Genomic DNA, 20,419 nt, shown 5'->3' with positions numbered 1-20,419 from the left:
AACAAAAAATATTGAGTTACTGTTGCTCTTTATCCCTTGTATAGAGCGGATTCGACAGAAATCGCCAATTGTAAAATTTCTGACATATCAGAAAACTGATGATTTTTATCCCTATCCCTGATATATTGGAACCAACAAAAGGAAACATTTGTTTGGTCGCCGCTCTGGTTTACAGAAAGGGGAAGGCTCATGTATCGATTCGGGGAGTGGTTGAAGGAGAACCGCCGGCTCTCGGGCTGGTCACAGGTCGAACTGTCAGAGAAGACATTCGGAGAGATTTCACAGCCCGCCATCAGTCAATATGAACAGAATCGCTCGGTGCCTTCGATTGCGGACATCGATCACCTGGCCCGCGCGTTCGGGCACACGCTCGCGACGGTCCCGTGGGACACTATCGACTTCGGATACGGGGCGAAGCTTTCCGTCACCAAGCTCGAGCGACGTCGGTTCGACCTGAAGGAGCTGCCGCAGGCCGACTCGGTCCGCACGTTCGACGGGAAGACGTATGAGCTGCACGGCTTCATCGGCATCGAGGAAGGTAGCGGTGAGGTGGTCCAGCTCACGCAACTCTATTACCGGATCCGGACCGTCGTCTGTGACTCGCACGTGTTGGCCAAGCGAAAGAACCCGGATGACGAGCTCATCCACGTCAAGAAGCGAAAAAGAGTTCGACAATAACCGACATCGATGCAGCAGCACATCCTTAAGGATGGTCTCCTCCAATCACATACCGGCGTGTCCCTCATCAGTGACCGGGTGGGCGGGGTCTACGCACAGATGGTTCGGCGAGAGTCGCCTAAAACTCGCCACAAGGTCACAGAATCGTTCCGGGTCATCGAAAAACCCTGTACAGCTCCTTATCACAGCGAGGAGCAGAGTTCGTGGGGGAACGGCTAGAAACCCATCGCATCGAATCCGACTGTCCTTAATGATGTGCTGCTGCACATCACGAGATCAAGGGAAGGAAGTGTGTGTTGTGGCATCAAAAGAACAGAAACAGAACCGCAGCTTCGCCGAGAAACTCTTACGCATCCGAGGGAAGGACTACGAGGAGTGGCTCGACGAACAACATCAACAGGTCATCCAGGACAATCAGGAACTCATTTTGGAGGCGCTCGAGGCGAAGCTCAGCTTCAAATCGCCGGCGCACCAGGACTAAGGAGGGAACGACATGGGACTCAATGAGACAGGGCTCAGCTTGCTTCAGTTCTTCCAGGGACTCGCCGTCATCGCCGCGGCCATCGCCTTCGCGATCGGAGGCTTCTACTTCATCTTCGGTGGGGATCGCGGCCGCTCGAAGGCCGTCGGTTGGCTCGTCGGGGGCGCCGTCGGCCTGATCATCGTCATGGGCGCGTTCACGCTCGCCGAGATGGTCGACCAGAACATCAAATTCTAATGCACACTCGCCTAGCATTCCAATCGGAAGGCTTTTTTTGTTGCTTGAAACGAGAGGAGGAACGAACGCGATGCTGTTTGTACGATTCACCGACGTGCCGGACACACGGATCAAGAACTATGAACGGCTCACCTTCGCCGAGGCAGTTGTGGCAACACATGATCTGCACCAGGCCCTTAGCGAGGAAGGAGCGAGCTGTTTTGGTGACTTCCGGCTCTTCGACCAGAAAGACGAACTGCTCTATCGGGGAACGTTCACGTTCGGAACCGAAGGGACCTATCCGAACCTGTACCATCAGGTCAAGGACCGGGTACTACGGATTCGGACGAAAAAAGAGGACGACGCGAAGAAGATGTGGCTCCTCGACGAGATCGAGTCCGAGACACCGGACGACTATAGGCGCCAGTCCGTCAAATCGAACCCGATTGTGTCATCGACCTATCAATCGCGCCTGACCCGCCTGCAGCGTCGCCTCATCTACGGGGCGGCCACGGTCGGGATCCTGTTCACATCACTGTTCACTGCCGCGCAATGGTTCATCGACAAGGAGGCACACGCCGAACAGGTGACCGGTGTCGAACAGACATGGCTGGATGCTTACGAACAAGCGCTCCAAGGTGAAGAATCATCACTTATCCAACTGCTAGAGCGGAAAGACCGGTCCGAGGAAGAGAATGCCCTATTGGTCGACCTTTATCTCGAAGAAGGCGCGGATCAGAAAGCGCTCGAGCTCACGGATGACCCGATCCTGATCGAGACGAAGCTGGCCGCGCTCGATCTATCCGATAAGGAGAAATTGGAACGGCTCCAGGACTTCCAAGTGTCACATCCGACTGACGAGGGATTGTTCGATCTCGCCACACTGGAACGGGACCATGAGATTGTGGCCAAGACCGAAAGCGTGGAATGGACCGCTCCCCGCGTCTCTGCGAAAATGACTGCCTATCTCTATCTCGGGGACATCGAGTCCGCAAATGATTGGGCGTCCAAGACGAACGACCCTGCCGTACAAGAAAAAATCGACAAGTACCAAGACATCACGGCCACCATCGACGAGCTGAAAGATAAACTGAAGAAAACCTCTAGCAAGGACACTTCGGCCCGTGAGAAGATTCAAGCCGCTATCGCTGCTGAAGAAGTTGACCTGCACACGATTCTTTATTCAGATTAAGGTAGGTGAAATAATTGAGAACTCGATCTCTGTCACCACGATACCCGATACGTCTGGTCTTCACCGCCCTGTTCTGCCTGTTGGTGGTGCCGGCCGGGATTTTTTATCTGCTGAACGGGACCTACAACATCATTCGACAAATCTTGACCCCGATAGTACAAGACGGGCTGTTGGCCGGGGCGACAATCCCAACGCTCACGTCTTCCTTATTTGTAGAGGTGAACCTTCCCTCTTCGACCGTCTTGGTCGGGTTGATTGTGTCCAGCTTACTGATTGGGCTGGTCGCGTTCGGGAAGGTATGGCTGAACTTCCGGGATCTGCGAAAGAATCAGAAAGGGAGCGCCCGCTTTACCTCGTTCGACGAGTTGAAACAACAGTACCGTCGCGTCCCGGACCGGAAGAAACAGTATGAAGGATTAGGTGGTGTCCCCGTCGGGCGGGTCAAGAACAAGCTGTTCATCGATGACTCGCCCGTCAATAACCTCGTCATCGGGACGACCCGATCCGGGAAGGGCGAGACGTTCGTCTTCTCGACGATCGACCTGTACAGCCGGGCGAGTGACCAGGCAAGTCTGATCATCAACGACCCAAAGGGCGAGCTCTTTGCCGCCTCGAAGGAGACGCTCGAGCAACGCGGCTATCAGGTCGAGGTGTTGAACCTGATGAACCCGCTCCAATCGATGTCGTACAACCTGTTGCAACTGACAATTGACGCGTTTTTAGAAGAGAACTACTCGCTCGCCCAACAGTATGCACGCTCGGTCGCGTTCATGTTGTACCATGACCCGAAGGCGCGGGACCCGTTCTGGGCCAACTCGTCGATTGACCTGTGTACGGCGCTCATCCTCGGGCTCTGCGAGGAGGCGAAGGACACGCCGGAAAAGATCAACATGTACAACGTCGCGCTCATGCTCTCGGATCTCGGCTCACGGACGGTCGTGACGCGACAAGGGCAGGAAATATCGGCACTCGACGAGTTCTTTCAGCGCTTCCCGGAGAACCATCCGGCTCGGCTCCAGTTCGCGACGCTCCACTTCTCCGGTGGTCAGACGCGGGCAAGTATCCTGGCCAATACGAACGCGAAACTCGGCATCTTCACGTTGAACGGGACCGGGAAACTGACGTCGATGAACTCGCTCGACATGCGACGCATCGGCTTCAACCGCTGGATCAGCGGACGGGTCGAGCCATTGACCCGGCTCACGTTCACGTTCCCCGATGGGACAACCCATGCGCTCACGACGGACGACGACGGCAGCTTCATCGTGTACCATACGTCGAAGCTTCAAACTGGAGACGTCGTTCAAATCTCGACCGACTCAATCACCTCGACAATTCAGCTGGCAGCGCATGACGAGGAAAGCGGTCGCTTCCGCTACGCCATCGACGGGACAATCCAAATCCGTGAGGTGATGCATCAGCTCCGTCCCGTGGCGGTGTTCCTCATCGTCCCGGACTATGACCCGACATTCAACGTCATCGCCTCCCTCTATATCAAGCAGGTGTACACGGCGCTCGCTCGGGTCGCCTCGCAGACGAAACAAGGCAAATGTGAGCGCCAGGTCGTCTTCCTGCTCGATGAGTTCGGCAACATGCCGCCGATCGAGGGCATGGCCAATATCATCACGGTCTGCCTCGGCCGGAACATGCGTTTCAATCTCGTCATCCAGGCCTACTCCCAAATCGAGAACCTGTACGGGGAGGATTGGAAGACGATTGACGGCAACTGCGGGAACACGCACTATCTGTTGACCGCGGACGAGTCGACTGCCGAACTGATCTCGAAGAAGCTCGGTGAGGCGACCATCGTCACGAAATCGCGGTCCGGTCAGACCTTCTCGCTCAAAAAATCGAAGACGGAGAACGTCGACGGCCGCCGGCTCATGACAGCGACCGAGGTCATGGGACTCAAAGAGGGCGAGATGCTCATCATCCGTGTTATCAAGCGTCAGGACACGAAGAAACGGCGTATCCAGTCGTATCCGATCTTCTTGAGCGGCAAAACGGCAATGAAGTACCGCTACGAATACCTGGCGGACGACTTCGACACGGACCGCTCCCTGCATGACATCGACATCCCCTGCCGTCACGCCGGTCTCGACTTCGAGCAGATCCGTATCCGTTTCGCGAAGAAAGAAGACGAAACGGAAATCAGCGCTCCATCGAATCAGGAAGAAAAACCACTCACAGTACGTGACGTGCTGCAGGACAGCATCCTCCGCTCGATGTTCGACGGTCATTACATCGGAGGACTTTCCCTCCCTGAGTTCGAGACGAACCTGAACTTAGGAGTTTACGACGTCACCGACAGCCAGAAGAGCTTTTTGAGTACGATGATCGCGAAGCGACTCGAGAAACTGAAGCAAGGGACACCTTAGAGAGGAGACCAAACCTATGGCCGAGAGTGCGAGAGAGAAGCGAATCCAAAACGAACTTCGCGTCGTCGCGAGGATCATCGAGACGCAACGCGTCCGCCTCGAACGGGGCGACGTGCTCAATATCCAGACGACCGACGGCTTTCTGACCGTCTATCAGGATGACACCTCAGACACCCCGAAAACTGTTACACTAATAGATAAGTTTGACTTCCGCGTCAATTTGAAAATCGCGGATCTACTGAAGGGGAAAATCGTCTGACGGAGGGGTAAACGTTATGAGGAAACTACTTGCGGGTACTTTAGGAATCAGCTTGCTTTTACTTGGAGCTTGCTCAAATTCCGATGAGTCTTTGGTTCAACGTGATATTGAACACGTTGAGAAGGTCATGACAGCCGAAGAGGATGATTATTTGCTGATTGTAAAAGAAGAAGATGGTGAATTCGAAGAGTTCGTTGAATTCGTAAAAGAGGTAGCGAACGAAGAGAGCCAACAAGTCACGCTCTATAATACGTTTCAGCCAGATGGCGATGCACTTGTCGATCGTGGTAACTTTGAATACACTGACGAATTAAAAGGTGCCGTTCTATACTCCATTCAAGATGGGAACGTCATTGATGAAATCAATGTTGGAATGTTGACGGCGGACACTTACGAACAACAGTTAGCGGACTTCTTTGCTAGGACTCAGTAGATTGGGGGTCTTTCAATGGCTGATTCTGATTTAATCACCAAATTACAGGAATACGAAGACGTACTCCAAATAAGTAGTATGGTAAATGACGCACTACGCTCAATGGGATGGATTCTTGTCAGAGGACTATCAGTCTTGATTGACGGCCTTGAATCAATCACGGATCAAATCCTATTAACCAATACATTCTTCAATAATGACCAAGTGGTTGAATTCGTTCTTACGATTCAACCTTTTTTGTATGTTCTTTTAGCAGGAAGCTTCTTGTTCACTGGGTACTTGTTGATTTTCCAAAAGAAATTTGAACGTGAGAGTTTTTTGATCAACCTGTTCATCACACTATTGATCTTAGGTTTACTTTCACCAACTATGAGCCGAATTCAGGAGTTCTCTGATGAAGCAATCGTAGAAATCGGAGCAGATTCGCTTTACGACGGAGAAGCCTCATTATCTGAGAGTATCTTAAAGCGGAATGTACATGATTTGATTGAGCACGATTCGAAAAATTTTGATGCTACTACAGGCGAAGCATTAAATGCCATTCCGACTGAGCTGATTGATAATATCCGGATTAATGAAATTTTCGACAAGAACAACTACGACTTATCGGCAACCGGAAACAAATTGGCCGAGTCCTATATTCTATGGAACGGAAGAGAGACAAGTCTCGGTAAACTCGATCAAAGTGGCGTCGAGTGGAACAACCAGTATTACTACCGTTATCAACCGAACTGGTTGACCATCTTCGTGACGCTCGGGATCATGGGCTTCACGCTGTTCTCGATCGCCTACAAACTGGCGCGTCTCTCGTTCGAGCTCGCCTTCAACTATGTCTTGGCGATCCTCGTCGCACCGGCCGACCTGCACAGTGGCCAAAAGACAAAAAAGGTCATCCAGAGCATTCTGAATACGTTCCTCGTGATCATCCTGATCTTCGTCTCCATCAAGCTGTACACAATCGGGACCGCCTATCTCGCGGAAACACTGGACGGGTTCGCCTATCTGATTGCCCTCATCGCCTTCTCGGTCGCTTTGATCGACGGTCCTAACATGGTCGAGCGGCTGTTCGGGATCGATGCCGGACTCAAGCGGGGCTGGGGTGTCGCCATCGGCGCCTATGCCGCCGGGAAAGGCGTGACCTCGGCCGGTGCCCACGCGGTCTCGAAGGTCGGCGCGCCGAAGATGCCATCGCTCCATGAGGCCGCGACGGCTCGGATGGATTCAAACGCCATTCCTCAGAATGGTTCACCGATTAATGTGGCGACCCAAGCTTCAAAGCGGATGGACGCCGAGAGACAAACCGATCCAGATGGTGTTGCTCAGACGAATCAAACCGCAAGTCACACTCAACCTGACCAAGAAAAATCGACAAATCAAAAGGACGTTGCGCAACCAAACAACGGTCAAGAATCCGAGTTGGAGGCGCAAGGTTCTCCACACGTGAACGAAGCATCGGGCCGCACATCTCCCGAATCGATTCATGCGACGAATCCTGAATCGAATATCGAACGTAGACCCGATCATCAAACAACGTCACCGGAGAGGCAAAGACCGGAATCACTTCACGATCATTCAAGCTCTGGTCATCCTACAAGTCCTAGTTCGTCGACTATCCAACCGGTCACCGGGTCCATCGATGCAGCATCTAGATCACGACATCGTCACAATGAATCGATAGCTAAAGACGATTCGACGTCACCGACGCACCATGTAACACCACATTCAAACGACTCATCCTCGTCTTCGTCATCTACGACGGATTCGAGTGATTCGGCAACGGAAAAACGCCAAGGGCGCGGCCGACGGACCATCCATCAGGACACCGTGCTCGACGTCGAGACCGAGCTCATCGAACAGGTGCGCGAGAACCAGACGCACCGTCATAGCCACCATCATGAAGAAACGCGACGGATCTACCCGACCCCGCCACCGCGACCTGATAACACTAAGAAGAAGGAGTGATGACCCATGCGCAAATACCGGATCCCGAACGAGGTCACGACCGAACTGAAGATCAACAAGATGCTCTATCTGCACGACTTCCTTTTCCTCGTCGGGCTCATCGTGCTCCGGCTCGTGACGCTCCCATTCATCCCGTCGGTGCTGCACATCCCGTTCACGGTATTTCTCGTCGTCTTCGGCCTGTTCATGGTACTGCGACCAGCGACGAACCCACAGAAACGGATGGTCCACGCCCTCTACTACGCGCTCATCAAACGGAAAGACACCTATCTCGCACTCGACGCGCACACGAAAGGACGTGATTGAGATGGCTTTTATCGAGGAGTCGCTACAAGAACCGAGACGCACAGGTACCTGGCTCGACGAACAGGACGTGGTCGAAAAACGGAAAGTCAAAGACAAGGTCGTCGTCAAACCAATGGTCGCCGAACTGATGCCGGTCGTCGACATCACCGGGACCGAGGCGTTCGAGATGCGCGACGGGACCTATCTCGACATGGTCCAGCTTACCTCGAAGGACATCTACTCCTTGAACGAGGAGGAAAAAGACCATGACGTGTTCTCGCTCGCCTATCTTCTGCAGGCGTACACGCACCCACTCAAGGTCTTGCCACTGAACACACCGCTCAACCTCGAGCGGCAGAAGATCAGCATCGAACGACAGATTCGACAAAATCAGACACCGGCCTACCTGCCCTTCTTATTGAAGAAGAAGCAGGAGCTCGAATACCTCGAGGAGCATCGCACCAATCGCGATTATCTCCTCTTTTTTTATGCCGACGACGAGCGGACATTACGGGAGCGCAAGACGCATCTCTCTAAACTGCTCCGCCGCTCGAACCCGATGCGCGAGCTGACGCTCGACCAGAAAGTGCATGTGCTCTATCAGCTGAACAACCCGAACACGAAACCCCAACTCGACGCCTGAAGAAAGGAGTGACGCGTATGTGGCAGCGCCTGCGTGACAAGTTATCCAAACAACCGGACCCGGAGACCGTCAAGATCGAGAAAGGCTACAATCCCGACGTCATCGCCAAGATCCAGCCGCAGGGTGGCATCCGGTTCGACGCCAACTTCGTCCGGCTCGGGGACGGCTACCTGTCCTGTCTCCACGTCTATAAATATCAGTCGCTCGTCTACGACTACTGGCTCGAACCCATCTTGAACATGCCGGGTATTTTGACGACGCTCGACATCGGGACGGCCGACAAGCGTGAGATCATCCAGACCATCAACAAGTCGATGGCCGAACAGAACACGCGCTTCGAGAACGCAAAAGACAACATCGACCGCATCGACGCCCGGGAGACGTATAAGGAACTGAACGAGCTCTACGAACAGATTACCCAGGGCGAGACGATGAAATATCTGCATCTACGCCTCTATGTGAAGGCGAAGACACTCGACGCGCTCGAGGTGAAGGTACAGGAAGTGATGGAAGAACTCGAGGCCCGGAACTTCCGCTCGACGATCTTCCTGAACGAACAGGAATGGGAGTGGCAGAGCCTGTTCACGAGCTATGACCAACAACAAAAACTGCCGAACCGGCGCCGTGGGAAAGAGATCCCGTCCCTCTCCATCGCCGGCGGCTATCCGTTCCACTTCACGTCGCTCCAGGACGCGACCGGCACGTATTACGGGACGACCGACACGAACGGCAGCGTCATCTTCGACCTGTTCCATAAGGATAAGCAGCGCAAGTTCTACAACGCGCTCATGATCGGAAAGATGGGATCCGGAAAGTCGACACTATTGAAGAAGACCGTGCTCGACCAGGCGATCAAGGGCAACAAGATCCGCATCCTCGACGTGACGGGCGAGTTCTCTGACCTCGTGCGTCAACTCGGAGGGAAAGAGATCGCGCTCGACGGGTCGGCCGGGCTCATCAACCCGCTCCATGTCTATAAGACGGTGACGAACAATGACGGCAGCGCCAACGAGGCACTCTCGTTCATGCAACACTTGTCGAAGATGGCCGTGTTTTATCACTACATCAATCCGGCGGCAACACAAGAAGAGACGAACGAGTTCGAGATCCTGCTCCGTGACCTGTACGTCCGGCACGGACTTTGGGACGAACAGGGTGAACTACCGATCACGACGCACCCGGCGAACCGGTACCCGACGTTCTCCGACTTTTTGACGCTCGTGCGTCGTGAGCTCTACACGGACGACACGCGCACCTCGATCAAAGAGGCCATCAGTCCGAATCGGGTCCGGCGCCTCGAGAACATCGAGCTCGCCGTCACGAACCTCGTTCATAACTACGGCAACATCTTCGACGGGCACTCCTCGATCGACCGGTTCGACGAAGAGCTCATTGTTTCGTTCCCGCTCCGGAACTTGACGAGCCTACGCGACGAGGTGTTCCAGGCGCAGGTGTTCTCGCTCATGAACATGTTGTGGGACGGGATGATCGCCAACGGCTCAAGCCAACTGAAAGCCTATAATCAGGGTGTGCTCCGGACCGAGGAGGCGTGCAAATATCTCATCGTCATCGACGAGGCGCACCACTTGATTAACACGCGCGACATCGCACAGCCGGCCATCCTGTATCTGCAACGTTGCATGCGCGAGGCACGGAAGTATTTCGGAGGTATCTTCTTCGTGTCGCATCTGATCACTGACTTCGTACCGGCCGGGTCGAAGTCCGAGAACGCGGAGAACGTCAAGTCGCTCTTCCAATTGACGCAATACAAGATCATCGGCGAACAGGACGCGGAGAGCATCCCGATCATCCAGACGGTGTTCGACGGACAGCTCTCGAACTCCGAGATGCGTATCATCCCCTCGCTCGAGACGGGACGCGTCGTCCTCAGTATCTCGGGTGTGCAGAACCTCATCTTTGACGTCGACGTCGCACCCGAAGAACTCGCTCTGTTCGGTGGGGGTGCCTGATGTGGGCGGCCGCGAAACGGACCGCCCGCTTCGCCGTCACGGCGAAGTGGCAGCTCGCGACGCTCAAGTGGCGACTCATCCTACTCGGCATCGCGGCACTCGTGTTGTTCTTGGTCATCCTTATCGTCGGAATCCTCGACACACTCACGGGTGTCCAGAACGAACAACCGACCGACGTCCCGTTCGACACGGCGGGCGGTCTTCAAGTGAGCGAACAGGTACTCCAATATCGTGGTCTCGTCGAATCGGAACTGACGAAGCACGGACTGGCCGAACAAACGAACCTCGTGCTCGCGCTCATGATGCAGGAGAGTGGCGGACGCGGGAACGACCCGATGCAGGCGAGCGAATCGATGTGTGGACGGATTGGGTGTATCACCTCTCCCGAGGAAAGCATCGTCCACGGGGTGCAACATTTTGTGTCCGTCTTCGAGCGGGCGAACCGTGACATGCAGCTCACGTTACAGAGCTACAATTTCGGTGGCGGCTTCATCGACTACGTCCAGGAGAACGGCGGACGATACTCGAAAGAGCTCGCCATCTCTTTCTCGCAGATGATGTACCAACGCGTGAAACACACCGGCATATACCGTTGCCATCGACCGAGTGCAGTCCAGCACGGCGCCTGTTACGGGGACATCGAATACGTCGACGCGGTGTTGAAATATCTTGCGCCGGTCGCCGTCGCTGATGGGGTCATCACGAAAGAGCTGTTGTCGGGGTTACGTTCCCCACTCGCCATCCCGCTCAACGTGACATCGCGTTTCGGGTGGCGCGTCGTCTTCGGGCAACGGGACAACCACACCGGGATCGACTTCAGTTGCACCCCGTCCGACACGATCCACGCGGTCAAGAGTGGCACTGTCATCTATAGCGGGAACCGTGGACCGTACGGCAATCTCGTCCAGGTCCGGCACGACGACTACATCACGGCGTACGCGCACCTGAGTCGTCTCGGCGTCCAGACCGGGCAACAGATCGAGGCCGGTCAGGCGCTCGGGTATTGCGGCACGACAGGCCGATCGAGCGGGAATCATCTGCATTTCGAGATCAAGACGAGTGAATGGTCCGGTCATATCGACCCCGCCCCGGTCTTCGGATTTTGAGTCATGGATGTATGGAAAGGAGGAGGAAGAATGAACTTCACCACACGTCACCTCGCGTATCTGTTCGGGGTACTGTTACTGATCTCGCTCGCGGCGAACGTCTTTTTTTATCAACGCGCGGCACCAGCGGCAAGTGCCTCGAACACGAGTGAGACACAAAACGAGAGCAACGTGTCCTCCGAGTCGGCAACCCCGGCGGACACATCAACAGACACCGAGCGAATCGCCACATCAACTGAAATCGAACGGTTGCAAGAGTTGACGACACGGGCGACACGCTTCGTCGAGTACGCCTTCACCGTCACGAAGGACAGTTATACGACACAGAAACGACAGGCGAAAGAAGTCATGTCGGAGGAACTCGTGACCACGCTTTTCGCCGCTGACGGGAGCGACGTCGGCACGTTCGAGACGACCGTCCGTGACATCGAAGCGTTTCCTTCTGTTTCTGGAGATCATTGCCTCGTCCGGTTCGAACAGGACCTATTGATCACTGAGACGGGTTATGAAGAGACGACGCAAGAACTGTTGGCCCTGACGTTCGAGTCCATTGACGGGCGTTTAGTTGTCACCGAGATGGAAGACCTGACACCGGAAGGAGGGATCTAAATGCGGCGACAATCGCGACGGCGTCTCACCCAGAACGTCTCCCGGTTCTACCTCGGACTCGGCGTGTTCTTTGTCATCGGCTTCCTCTTTTTCGGCACCTCGTCGTTCTTCTTTGCCGAGGAAGTGCCGGTCAATGAGACGCCGGTCAACGAGGCAATCCGGCTCTCGAATGGCGAGGTCGTGACGCTTCATGCATGGAGTTATGACATGGATAAACGGACGATGCGCATCCGCCTCTCACTTGATGACGCACCAGGTAACACGAACGATCATGTCTTTCGTTCCGTCTATAAGGCACGTCCAGATTCTGAGAAGGAGGTTGTGTTGCTCTATGAACGGAACGACCAATACGTGCTCGAATTGAAGGACGTGCCGAACGACTTCGACCAACTCGCTGTCCGGATCTATGGATTGGATGAATCCCAACCACTGGATGAACTCACACCTGAGGAACGGGAGAACAGTCTATTGACGTCGCTCTATGCTGACCGTCGGACCATCGAACAGGCGAGCCACAGTTCATCTGACGAGACAGCTTTTACGAAACTATTCGTCGAGGACGAGCTCGTAGAGACCGAGCGCCAGTTAGAAAAAGCGCAGCAGTCGGTCGAAGTACAGCGACAACAGATCAAGCGACTCGACCGTGACAAAGAGGAGCTCGAAGGCGAACTTCCCTACCTCTCGCTCGACGAACAGGTCGAACAGGAGAATGAAATCTTCGACCTCGGCCGGAAGCGTGACGAGCTCAACCTGGAACTCGAGAAACTCGAAAAGTCGGTCGTAGCACTCGAAGAAAAGCACGACAAATTACGCGTCAGGCTCCGGGAACTGTCGATTTAAGTGGCACATTTCGTGCCAAATCGCTGGTTTTACTGGCACATTTCGTGCCATTTTCGGACTTTTGGTGATATCACGGAAACCCCAGGCTCTGCCTGGGCTATCACGGAAAGTGATAGCAGTTTCCCCTTATGCTCTTTGAACGTTTGAACGAACTTTTCGAACGTCGGCAATATGTAGCCTCTGGAAAGGTGGTCAGCCAGATGGATCTATTACTCCGCGACATCGACCCCGTCATCGTGAAGCAGATCGATGAATGGGCGAAGGAACATAATCGCTCCCGGCAACAATATTTGAAAGAACTGCTCGCTTCCTGGTGCGCGAACGGCATCCAATCGACGCAGGTCGAGCGACTCGAACGACAGCTCGAGGCTAACACGCTCCACCTGAAACGGAGCGCGGACGAGCTCGCCGAGGTGACCCGGTTGTTGAACGAGGTGATGCAGGATGCGTGAGACCCCGGGCGTCGTCATCAAGTCGAAGTTCAAGGTGCCGGGCACAAAAAAGAAGTCTCGTCGCTACACGACGTACCTCGACTACATCAACCGTCCGGATGCGAAAGACAGTCGGCAACAGTTCGAGACGTACCACGATTACATGGAAGACGAGACGAAGTCGAGCGGTCTGTTCACACGCGAGGACGACCGATTGAACGACGAAAAGCGCCGTGTTGTCCGCGACATCTTCAAACACGCGCAAGAGAACGGGAGCATCCTTTGGCAGGACGTCATCTCGTTCGACAACGCTTGGCTAGGCGAGACCGGTGTGCTCCACGACGACCTAGTCGACGAGAGGCGGTTGATCCAGGCGACACGGAACGCGGTCGACGCGATGCTCCAAAAAGAGAAGATGGTCCATGCCTATTGGACGGCCGCCTTGCATTACAACACCGACAACATCCACGTCCATGTCGCCATCGTCGAGACGAGCCACATGCGCGAGCGCGGCAAACGAAAACCAAAATCGATCGAGCTGATGAAGTCGAAGGTCATCCACTCCCTCGCCGACCGGACGAAAGAACAGGAGAAACTGAACGCGTTCATAAGAAACGAGTTGGTCGCCCATAAACGGAACCGGAAGATTCAAACGCTCCCGAACCGTGTCCTGCATCCCGACCTCGTCCGTCAGTTCAAGTACATCTATGAACGGTTGCCGGAAGACAAACGTCAATGGCGCTACAACATGAACGGGATGCAACCACTCCGAGAATCACTCGAAAGTCTGACCGACTGCTATATCGACCTTCACTTCAAATCAGAGTTCCAAGCCTTCAACGAGCGGCTCGAACAGGAGGTCTCGTTCCACCGTCGCAGCTATGGCGATACGGAAAAGGCCGAGCGCTACCGGACGACGAAGCGACAGGACCTCTACACCCGGATGGGGAATGCCATCCTCTCAGAGATGCGAGACTTGTCAAAAGAACAAACGACATTCGAGAAAAATGAAGCCCCCAAACATCCGGTCCGACGCGCGTTCAAACAACAAAAGATATTCAACGAATCACTCTACCGAATCGAGCGGCACATGAGCGACGAGTTCGAACACCTGAAAAATCAGCGTGCATATGAACAACTGGAACGGGATATCGAATATGGAAAGTGAGGGAGGACGATGGAAGAGTTGAGACAGATCCGTCTTCGATTAAAGCCGGAGACGGTCGCGTATTTAGAAGAGTTCGCCGACGACAAACGCTTCGGCCACCTCGGTCAGGTCATCGACCACATCGCAGAAGAACATAAACAACTGGCCGACGAGAAGTGGGACATGCAGTTCCTCACCCGCTCGATCAGCACGCAGGTCTCACATCATATCGAGGAGTTGATCAACGGGCAGGTGTTAATAGAACTCGAGCGGATCCGTCTCGCCGCGAACCGCTCCGACCGTCACGGGCAGATCTTGACAGAGCTCCTGCAGGCGCTCATGCAGACCGAAGGCATCGAGGACATCATGACGACGGACCAGTTCAAACCGACGTTCCTCGAGACGGCGGAACGTATCGTCCAGGAACGCATCGAACACCAAAAACAGAAGAAGGACACACTAACTTTTGAGAGAGGATGAATCCTATGCGACCACTTGATCGTCCCTTCACGATGGGACAACTGTTGACAATTCAACCGAACACCGTCACGGTCCTCATCTATGGAAAACGGTACGACATTCCGGTGTCCGTTTCCGAGCACCAACTTTTGACCGCCATCGCGCAAGACGAGATCGTCTTGCTTCCAGTCAATTTCGAGCGGACACGGCTGTTACTCGACATCCCGGACACATCGCCACAACTCGAACGTGAACTGAACGAATTCACGGATACTGCAGAACCTGTCACCGACTTGTTGAAGGAAGGAGTCTGACACGATGGCCAAGATGAAGACGAACGAAGAACGGAAAGCCGAGCTCGAGGCCTTGACCGAGCAGATGGGAAAACAGATCGACAGCTACTTCGAGAGTCCTGATAAGATCCGTGAACATCTGCAGTTCCTCGGCAAGTTCCATCAATACTCGATGCGGAACGCGGTCTTAATCGAGTCCCAGTTTCCCGGCGCGGTCGCGGTCGGCTCTTATCCGTTCTGGGAGAAGCAGGGCGCACAGGTCCAAAAAGGTGAGCGTGGCATCAAGGTATTCGTCCCAAGCCCGGTGACGTATGCCCTACACAAAGATGAATGGGTACCGCTCAGCAAGGCACCGAAGCCAATCAAGGAAGGCGTAAAACAAGGGCGAGTCCCGTCACGTAAAATGATGTATTTCAAAATTGGTCACGTGTTCGAGTACACGCAGACCGATGCGCGCGAGAAAGGAATCGAGGTCTCGGACATCTTCAAACGGTATCACCGGGACGGCGGGCTTGAGAACGAACAAGACATCCGTGACGCCTTGACGACGCTCGTGGATGCCCGCAATGTGACGCTATTGGAGGAGCCGCTCGACGAGATTGGAACGGCTAAGGGCTGTTATTATCCGGAGTTGCATGCGATCGCCTTGAATCCACGGAACACATCGATCGAGGACATCACCGTCCTGATCCACGAGCTCGCCCACGCGGAGCTACACAATCAAGAACGGAACCTCGAACGGGACAAGCCGCTCACGGCACCCGAGAAGGAGTTCCAGGCCGAGATGGTCGCCTATGTCGTCTCGCATCAACTCGGCTTCCCGACGGACGACTTCTCGCTCTCCTATCTGGCCGGTTGGACGAAAGACAAGGAACTCCTCGATAAGGAACAACTGTTGCAGGAGGTCCATCAGACATCTGCGGTTTTCCTCGACCATATTGAATCACATCTCGAGAAAGTGCACACCTTGGAGCAAGAGAGAGAACAGAGCCCTCTCGATTACCTTGAACAGCTAGAGCGGCGTATGGGTTGGAAAGACGCTGACCTCAGTCTTTATGAACGGGTTCATGCCGTACAAAATATGTACCCTGAGGAGGTGGAACCCTATCTGAACGCAAAAGCAGCCCTCGAGACGAACCTGACGGTGGATCGCGTCGATGAGCCGCTCATGTATATTCACAATAAAGGATTCGGGTTCCAGTCATTCGGTGTCGCCAACAATCATGACTTTTCTGAAGATGTACTCGTCGCCTACACGGTCGCCTTACCGGGTAAATCATTGATTAGCGGTCACTTCGATCCGGATAGAACTGTGCATCCATTACACGACCTTGAAAAAAACAAACGGTTAGAAAAACCCTTTCTAAAGTCTCTTGAAGACCGTTGGCATGACATACTACTTGAGAAAGAGAAGAAGTCCCTCTCTAGAACAGCAATGTTTAACGTCGAAAGACTAATATAAGTATTAAGAGATATGGGCTTTTAAATAGAGCTCATATCTTTTTTACATAATCAATCAATATCAGTTTACTGTTTATTTGATGTTGGGCCTCTCGTTTGTATCCAAGCTTTTCATAGAAATGATGATTTCTAGTATTCAAATGAGGTGTATCTAATCTCCATTCCTTAGCGAGTTGGAATTCTGCTTCAATTAGATTTATTATTTCAGTCCCAAAGCCTTTGTTTTGATACCGTTCAGATAAAAATATTCGATTTAAACGATATCTTCCTTCACTCATATCTCGAATGTCAGCTCCGCCAGCAATTTTTCCATCAATCCAAATGGTGTAATGAATGAACAGCTCAATCTTCTTGATTAGCCGTTCTATCGGCTCGTTAACAGGACTGGTATCATAATCTTCATACTTTATTAAATCCTTTTGAAAGGCTTCCTTTTGTATGTCCAATAATACAGATGCTTCATTTTTACTCGATCTTTGGATAAGTAACATATCGGTTCTCCAATTCTACAAATTATGCAATCCTTAAACTTTATTCATTTCAACCCTAAAAGCGTCAAAACGATCTGATATATGATTTTTTAGGTTATAATTTTTGTCCCTATGCTTTCCCATCCATAGACAATCTCTCGATAATCAATTCCGTGAATTTCAACTGAAGTAACTTCTATTTCCTTACCTCCCAATGCTTCATAAAAAAGTCTGCTGGGGTTCTGATCTAAAACAAAAACCTTCAGAGAAGAAAATCCTTCATTCATCAATTTTGATGCAACTGCATCAAATAACAACTTACCTAGTCCTTGATATTGATAGTGTTGAAGTAGATAAATAGAATACAACTCTCCTGTAAATGTCGGACAAACTGCTTTTTCGGACGGCCCTCCATGTGCAAACCCAACAATCTCTTCATCTAAGTTCTCGACCACATAGACCGTTTGATTTTGGAGAGTGTTGTACCATTTCAATTCTTTGGTTTTATAGTTTAAGTCCTTCAAGTAATCTTCTGATAAAATGCCTTTATATGTCGATTGCCAACTATCTATTTGTACTTTTGCAATATGATAGGCGTCAGATGGTTTTGCGATTCTGATTTTCATAAGACTTCTCCCTCGTCATATTTTTCGTACTTTGCCTAACAAATTTGCGCTGATTTTTAAGAAGGTTAATCCTCCCAAAGCTCATCCATCAACTCATCGATTTCTTTTGATAACCGTTCTTTTTCCCCTGTATCCATCTCAACTCGTCCATCTTCGTAAAACCAAAGCACATCGCCCGACTGAGTCGGTTCAGGGAGCCGTGACTTTGGAATATCCTCCATCACTTCTCCGAATTCGACGACAGCCAAGTCCCCTTCGAATCGATCGATGATTCCCCGTCGTCTCTTCATTTGGATTTTTTCACGGCATAACTCGAGCCGTTCCCCGTGATGATGATCGTGCCGTTCTTGTCTGTGCGAAGCGTGTTCGCTTTTTGTCGCTTCAAGTTCGTCACCACTTCGGACGTCGGGTGACCATAGCTGTTCTTCCCGACGCTGATGATGGCATGCTTCGGTTTGACCGTGTTCAAGAACGTGCTGCTTGTCGACGTCTTGGCACCGTGATGGCCCACTTTCAATATATCCGCCCGGAGCGTCTGCTTCTTGGCCATCATGTCCTTCTCAGAAGCGTGTTCCGCGTCCCCTGTGAACAAGAATGTGTTCTTCTTGTATGTGACATGAAGGACCGCACTCCAGTTGTTCAGGTCACTGTTCGAGTAGGATTTGACCGGACCGACAAACTTCGCACTAACACCTTTGATCGGCAGTTTCACCCCGGCCTGTGCCGTTTTGATGGTCTTCCCTTCCCGTTTGACGGCTTGAAGGAAGTCTTTGTAGGCCTGGGTCGTGTGCTTCACTTTCGGTGCGTAGATGTTCTCGACACGATAGGCATCCAAAATTTCGTCTAACCCACCGATATGATCCGCATCCGGATGCGTCGAGATCAACACCTCAATGTCATCGACTTTTTGCTTCTTGAGATAGGCGACGATGGAGTCCCCTTTTCCTTTGTTCCCACCGTCGATGATGACGTCCTCACCGCCCGGCATCTTGATGTAGATGGCGTCTCCCTGTCCGACATCGATGTAATGGACTTTGATGCTCGCAGCGGCCGATGCCTCTCCGTATGGCGACACCAATAGCGCTCCACTAAATAGAACGGCGCTCCCGATTTTAATCAATTTATTCATCTTCTATCACTCCACTTTAAAAATATTGTAAAATTATCCAACACACCTTTATTATAATCCGGTATTTGTTAAATAGCTTCTAAATCCTGAGGCTGACCTCATACATAAATAGTTAAGGTGTGATTGATAGGAGGAGTGAAAGAAATGGGTTTACGAACGCCAACCGCAATAAACAAGAGGTATAAACCCGTCCTGATTTTTAAAGACGGGGTGGAAGTAAAAGAGTGTGTCTCCATTCAGGAAGCTGCACACTATCTGAAAGCATACACGTTATGCACCGCCATGCCGTATCGCCACATTATGAATGGCATCATCCTTGACGAGACCTGGATACATGAGGGAAGCAGCTATCGGTTCACCACTGATCCTAAAGTGAAAAAGGCAAAGTTGACAGAGATGGAGGCTCAGAACAAAGTCCGTTTTTAAGGAAGGAAAGAATATGAAATCGAACAGTTTTCATGAGTAGTACCTTACACGCGCTATACACGATTTCGTCACTGTTTGTCAAAACCCTACGAGGTACACTTGAACTAAAAAGGGGTTATCCTTATGCGACTTCAAGATTGGATCCAGCAATATCACGGTACAGAGATACTACGCTTTGATCACCTCTGCGAGTATTTGGATGCGACACCATTTGAAATCAAGAGCCACCTTGACCAGATCAGTCCTGAGATTACTCGAGTATTGAAGTTCGAAGGTGGTGTTGACGACGTAGCATTCATCACGAAGCTGGAACATCATTTGCTCAGTCGATTCAACAAACGAAGAAAAAAAGTAAAAGTCACGATTGAGGTCGAAATGCCATTACCGGAAGAAGCCTGCAACTTTTGTCAGCGCGAACGGTTTAGTATGATTGAACGCGTGATACGGTATATGGATGAACAAAACGTGAAAGATTGGCGCATTGTTAGGATGCAAAGGATATAATTGAACATCGGCAGTGTCGACTCATCTACGCATATACATACTACAAGGAGAAAAATGAAATTCACCTACTTAGCCTTACCTTTGGCGATTCTGACGATGCCGGTTGTACCAACGAAGACACACCTTCCTCAAATGAGGAGACTAATTCCGAAGAGCCTGCAGAAGCCGAGGAAACGGTTGTTGATTCAGATGACAGTCTGTTCTCCGGCTATAAACTGATTGACGTTGATGGTGGGGACTTGTCCGGCTACCGTGAGGCGAACATCGTCATCGATATCGGTTATAGAAAAGGTGAGTATTGGGCGTTCACGAACGGACATGGGCAGTTAGTAAAAGTGATCGCCGAAGATATCACGCTGCAGGACGACTAAACCGAAGATGTGTCGTCGTCCGGTCAATACTATACATACAGAACAATGAC

Annotated in this window: 26 protein-coding genes; 22 read left to right on the top strand and 4 right to left on the bottom strand. The window is 52.2% G+C overall.

The window, feature by feature from the left end:
* Window positions 1-189: 189 nt before the first annotated feature.
* From EVJ29_RS13305 to EVJ29_RS13215, 19 genes are all read left to right on the top strand, one after another.
* Window positions 190-678: a helix-turn-helix domain-containing protein gene (locus tag EVJ29_RS13305; RefSeq protein ID WP_131505262.1), complete on the top strand. Its 489-nt coding sequence runs from the start codon at window positions 190-192 to the stop codon at window positions 676-678.
* Between the two features lie 298 nt (window positions 679-976).
* Window positions 977-1,159, top strand: a complete 183-nt coding sequence (locus EVJ29_RS13300) for a hypothetical protein (RefSeq protein WP_021065836.1) — start codon at window positions 977-979, stop codon at window positions 1,157-1,159.
* A gap of 12 nt (window positions 1,160-1,171) precedes the next feature.
* Entirely contained in the window at window positions 1,172-1,396 is a 225-nt protein-coding gene (locus tag EVJ29_RS13295) for a hypothetical protein (RefSeq protein WP_012390467.1), read from the top strand.
* Between the two features lie 70 nt (window positions 1,397-1,466).
* Window positions 1,467-2,567 (top strand): hypothetical protein, encoded by a 1,101-nt coding sequence (locus tag EVJ29_RS13290; protein WP_131505261.1) that lies wholly within the window; start codon window positions 1,467-1,469, stop codon window positions 2,565-2,567.
* A gap of 143 nt (window positions 2,568-2,710) precedes the next feature.
* Window positions 2,711-4,945 carry a VirD4-like conjugal transfer protein, CD1115 family gene (locus tag EVJ29_RS13285; protein ID WP_161567364.1) on the top strand — a complete coding sequence of 745 codons (2,235 nt, stop codon included), beginning with the start codon at window positions 2,711-2,713 and terminating at the stop codon, window positions 4,943-4,945.
* A 16-nt stretch (window positions 4,946-4,961) separates the two neighbouring features.
* Window positions 4,962-5,204 (top strand): hypothetical protein, encoded by a 243-nt coding sequence (locus tag EVJ29_RS13280; RefSeq protein WP_024127790.1) that lies wholly within the window; start codon window positions 4,962-4,964, stop codon window positions 5,202-5,204.
* 16 nt (window positions 5,205-5,220) lie between these two features.
* Entirely contained in the window at window positions 5,221-5,637 is a 417-nt protein-coding gene (locus tag EVJ29_RS13275; protein WP_131505259.1) for a hypothetical protein, read from the top strand.
* Window positions 5,638-5,652: 15 nt separating this feature from the next.
* The gene (locus tag EVJ29_RS13270) at window positions 5,653-7,599 is read left to right on the top strand and encodes a pLS20_p028 family conjugation system transmembrane protein (RefSeq protein ID WP_442899282.1); all 1,947 of its coding nucleotides are present in this window, start codon (window positions 5,653-5,655) and stop codon (window positions 7,597-7,599) included.
* Window positions 7,600-7,605: 6 nt separating this feature from the next.
* Window positions 7,606-7,905, top strand: coding sequence for a DUF5592 family protein (locus EVJ29_RS13265; RefSeq protein WP_029336108.1), 300 nt, complete (start codon window positions 7,606-7,608; stop codon window positions 7,903-7,905).
* Between the two features lies 1 nt (window position 7,906).
* On the top strand, window positions 7,907-8,527 hold the full coding sequence (locus EVJ29_RS13260) for a hypothetical protein (RefSeq protein WP_131505257.1): 621 nt from the start codon (window positions 7,907-7,909) through the stop codon (window positions 8,525-8,527).
* A gap of 17 nt (window positions 8,528-8,544) precedes the next feature.
* A complete protein-coding gene (locus EVJ29_RS13255) occupies window positions 8,545-10,497 on the top strand; it encodes a VirB4 family type IV secretion system protein (RefSeq protein WP_201739018.1) in 1,953 nt (650 codons plus the stop codon).
* A complete protein-coding gene (locus EVJ29_RS13250) occupies window positions 10,497-11,603 on the top strand; it encodes a lysozyme family protein (protein WP_131505256.1) in 1,107 nt (368 codons plus the stop codon). Before EVJ29_RS13255 ends, EVJ29_RS13250 begins: the two co-directional genes overlap by 1 nt.
* Before the next feature lie 30 nt (window positions 11,604-11,633).
* A complete protein-coding gene (locus tag EVJ29_RS13245; protein ID WP_131505255.1) occupies window positions 11,634-12,212 on the top strand; it encodes a hypothetical protein in 579 nt (192 codons plus the stop codon).
* Window positions 12,213-13,052: a hypothetical protein gene (locus EVJ29_RS13240; protein WP_131505254.1), complete on the top strand. Its 840-nt coding sequence runs from the start codon at window positions 12,213-12,215 to the stop codon at window positions 13,050-13,052.
* Window positions 13,053-13,252: 200 nt separating this feature from the next.
* Entirely contained in the window at window positions 13,253-13,504 is a 252-nt protein-coding gene (locus EVJ29_RS13235) for a hypothetical protein (protein ID WP_029596487.1), read from the top strand.
* Complete coding sequence (gene mobP2 / locus EVJ29_RS13230) at window positions 13,497-14,651, top strand: MobP2 family relaxase (protein WP_131505253.1); 1,155 nt, start codon at window positions 13,497-13,499, stop codon at window positions 14,649-14,651. The genes EVJ29_RS13235 and mobP2 overlap by 8 nt, the downstream gene beginning before the upstream one ends.
* 9 nt (window positions 14,652-14,660) lie before the next feature.
* Window positions 14,661-15,110: a hypothetical protein gene (locus EVJ29_RS13225; RefSeq protein ID WP_131505252.1), complete on the top strand. Its 450-nt coding sequence runs from the start codon at window positions 14,661-14,663 to the stop codon at window positions 15,108-15,110.
* Window positions 15,111-15,115: 5 nt separating this feature from the next.
* Window positions 15,116-15,403 (top strand): hypothetical protein, encoded by a 288-nt coding sequence (locus EVJ29_RS13220; RefSeq protein ID WP_131505251.1) that lies wholly within the window; start codon window positions 15,116-15,118, stop codon window positions 15,401-15,403.
* A gap of 4 nt (window positions 15,404-15,407) precedes the next feature.
* The gene (locus tag EVJ29_RS13215; RefSeq protein ID WP_131505250.1) at window positions 15,408-16,844 is read left to right on the top strand and encodes an ImmA/IrrE family metallo-endopeptidase; all 1,437 of its coding nucleotides are present in this window, start codon (window positions 15,408-15,410) and stop codon (window positions 16,842-16,844) included.
* Window positions 16,845-16,875: 31 nt separating this feature from the next.
* Here the strand turns inward: EVJ29_RS13215 and EVJ29_RS13210 are convergent, their stop codons facing one another.
* From EVJ29_RS13210 to EVJ29_RS13195, 4 genes are all read right to left on the bottom strand, one after another.
* Window positions 16,876-17,334, bottom strand: coding sequence for a GNAT family N-acetyltransferase (locus EVJ29_RS13210; RefSeq protein WP_131505249.1), 459 nt, complete (start codon window positions 17,332-17,334; stop codon window positions 16,876-16,878).
* Window positions 17,335-17,423: 89 nt separating this feature from the next.
* Entirely contained in the window at window positions 17,424-17,939 is a 516-nt protein-coding gene (locus EVJ29_RS13205; protein ID WP_131505248.1) for a GNAT family N-acetyltransferase, read from the bottom strand.
* Between the two features lie 65 nt (window positions 17,940-18,004).
* Window positions 18,005-18,229 (bottom strand): DUF3006 domain-containing protein, encoded by a 225-nt coding sequence (locus EVJ29_RS13200; protein WP_131505247.1) that lies wholly within the window; start codon window positions 18,227-18,229, stop codon window positions 18,005-18,007.
* On the bottom strand, window positions 18,226-19,068 hold the full coding sequence (locus tag EVJ29_RS13195) for a ComEC/Rec2 family competence protein (RefSeq protein WP_131505246.1): 843 nt from the start codon (window positions 19,066-19,068) through the stop codon (window positions 18,226-18,228). The genes EVJ29_RS13200 and EVJ29_RS13195 overlap by 4 nt, the downstream gene beginning before the upstream one ends.
* 144 nt (window positions 19,069-19,212) lie before the next feature.
* On the opposite strand from EVJ29_RS13195, the gene EVJ29_RS13190 reads away from it, so the two are divergent.
* The 3 genes from EVJ29_RS13190 (at window position 19,213) to EVJ29_RS15640 (ending at window position 20,369) form a co-directional block, all read left to right on the top strand.
* Window positions 19,213-19,494, top strand: coding sequence for a hypothetical protein (locus tag EVJ29_RS13190; RefSeq protein WP_131505245.1), 282 nt, complete (start codon window positions 19,213-19,215; stop codon window positions 19,492-19,494).
* 123 nt (window positions 19,495-19,617) lie between these two features.
* On the top strand, window positions 19,618-19,998 hold the full coding sequence (locus EVJ29_RS13185) for a hypothetical protein (protein ID WP_131505244.1): 381 nt from the start codon (window positions 19,618-19,620) through the stop codon (window positions 19,996-19,998).
* Window positions 19,999-20,237: 239 nt separating this feature from the next.
* Entirely contained in the window at window positions 20,238-20,369 is a 132-nt protein-coding gene (locus EVJ29_RS15640; RefSeq protein WP_269089667.1) for a hypothetical protein, read from the top strand.
* Window positions 20,370-20,419: the final 50 nt, after the last annotated feature.

The sequence above is a fragment of the Exiguobacterium sp. SH4S7 genome (genome assembly GCF_004336795.1).
GTDB lineage: Bacteria > Bacillota > Bacilli > Exiguobacteriales > Exiguobacteriaceae > Exiguobacterium > Exiguobacterium aurantiacum_A.
Note: the sequence above shows the minus strand (reverse complement) of the source record. Positions and strands in the feature narration are given on the sequence as shown.

What these genes read in the sequence shown, in the direction of transcription:
- EVJ29_RS13250 (WP_131505256.1), top strand. Translation starts at nt 10,497, where the DNA reads ATGTGGGCGGCCGCGAAACGGACCGCCCGCTTCGCCGTCACGGCGAAG.
- EVJ29_RS13210 (WP_131505249.1), bottom strand. Translation starts at nt 17,334, where the DNA reads ATGTTACTTATCCAAAGATCGAGTAAAAATGAAGCATCTGTATTATTG.
- EVJ29_RS13185 (WP_131505244.1), top strand. Translation starts at nt 19,618, where the DNA reads ATGCGACTTCAAGATTGGATCCAGCAATATCACGGTACAGAGATACTA.
- EVJ29_RS13265 (WP_029336108.1), top strand. Translation starts at nt 7,606, where the DNA reads ATGCGCAAATACCGGATCCCGAACGAGGTCACGACCGAACTGAAGATC.
- EVJ29_RS13270 (WP_442899282.1), top strand. Translation starts at nt 5,653, where the DNA reads ATGGCTGATTCTGATTTAATCACCAAATTACAGGAATACGAAGACGTA.
- EVJ29_RS13190 (WP_131505245.1), top strand. Translation starts at nt 19,213, where the DNA reads ATGGGTTTACGAACGCCAACCGCAATAAACAAGAGGTATAAACCCGTC.
- EVJ29_RS13215 (WP_131505250.1), top strand. Translation starts at nt 15,408, where the DNA reads ATGGCCAAGATGAAGACGAACGAAGAACGGAAAGCCGAGCTCGAGGCC.
- EVJ29_RS13295 (WP_012390467.1), top strand. Translation starts at nt 1,172, where the DNA reads ATGGGACTCAATGAGACAGGGCTCAGCTTGCTTCAGTTCTTCCAGGGA.
- EVJ29_RS13220 (WP_131505251.1), top strand. Translation starts at nt 15,116, where the DNA reads ATGCGACCACTTGATCGTCCCTTCACGATGGGACAACTGTTGACAATT.
- EVJ29_RS13290 (WP_131505261.1), top strand. Translation starts at nt 1,467, where the DNA reads ATGCTGTTTGTACGATTCACCGACGTGCCGGACACACGGATCAAGAAC.
- EVJ29_RS13275 (WP_131505259.1), top strand. Translation starts at nt 5,221, where the DNA reads ATGAGGAAACTACTTGCGGGTACTTTAGGAATCAGCTTGCTTTTACTT.
- EVJ29_RS13280 (WP_024127790.1), top strand. Translation starts at nt 4,962, where the DNA reads ATGGCCGAGAGTGCGAGAGAGAAGCGAATCCAAAACGAACTTCGCGTC.
- EVJ29_RS13235 (WP_029596487.1), top strand. Translation starts at nt 13,253, where the DNA reads ATGGATCTATTACTCCGCGACATCGACCCCGTCATCGTGAAGCAGATC.
- EVJ29_RS13195 (WP_131505246.1), bottom strand. Translation starts at nt 19,068, where the DNA reads ATGAATAAATTGATTAAAATCGGGAGCGCCGTTCTATTTAGTGGAGCG.
- EVJ29_RS13240 (WP_131505254.1), top strand. Translation starts at nt 12,213, where the DNA reads ATGCGGCGACAATCGCGACGGCGTCTCACCCAGAACGTCTCCCGGTTC.
- EVJ29_RS13245 (WP_131505255.1), top strand. Translation starts at nt 11,634, where the DNA reads ATGAACTTCACCACACGTCACCTCGCGTATCTGTTCGGGGTACTGTTA.
- EVJ29_RS13200 (WP_131505247.1), bottom strand. Translation starts at nt 18,229, where the DNA reads ATGAAGAGACGACGGGGAATCATCGATCGATTCGAAGGGGACTTGGCT.
- EVJ29_RS13205 (WP_131505248.1), bottom strand. Translation starts at nt 17,939, where the DNA reads ATGAAAATCAGAATCGCAAAACCATCTGACGCCTATCATATTGCAAAA.
- EVJ29_RS13260 (WP_131505257.1), top strand. Translation starts at nt 7,907, where the DNA reads ATGGCTTTTATCGAGGAGTCGCTACAAGAACCGAGACGCACAGGTACC.
- EVJ29_RS13255 (WP_201739018.1), top strand. Translation starts at nt 8,545, where the DNA reads ATGTGGCAGCGCCTGCGTGACAAGTTATCCAAACAACCGGACCCGGAG.
- EVJ29_RS13225 (WP_131505252.1), top strand. Translation starts at nt 14,661, where the DNA reads ATGGAAGAGTTGAGACAGATCCGTCTTCGATTAAAGCCGGAGACGGTC.
- mobP2 (WP_131505253.1), top strand. Translation starts at nt 13,497, where the DNA reads ATGCGTGAGACCCCGGGCGTCGTCATCAAGTCGAAGTTCAAGGTGCCG.
- EVJ29_RS13305 (WP_131505262.1), top strand. Translation starts at nt 190, where the DNA reads ATGTATCGATTCGGGGAGTGGTTGAAGGAGAACCGCCGGCTCTCGGGC.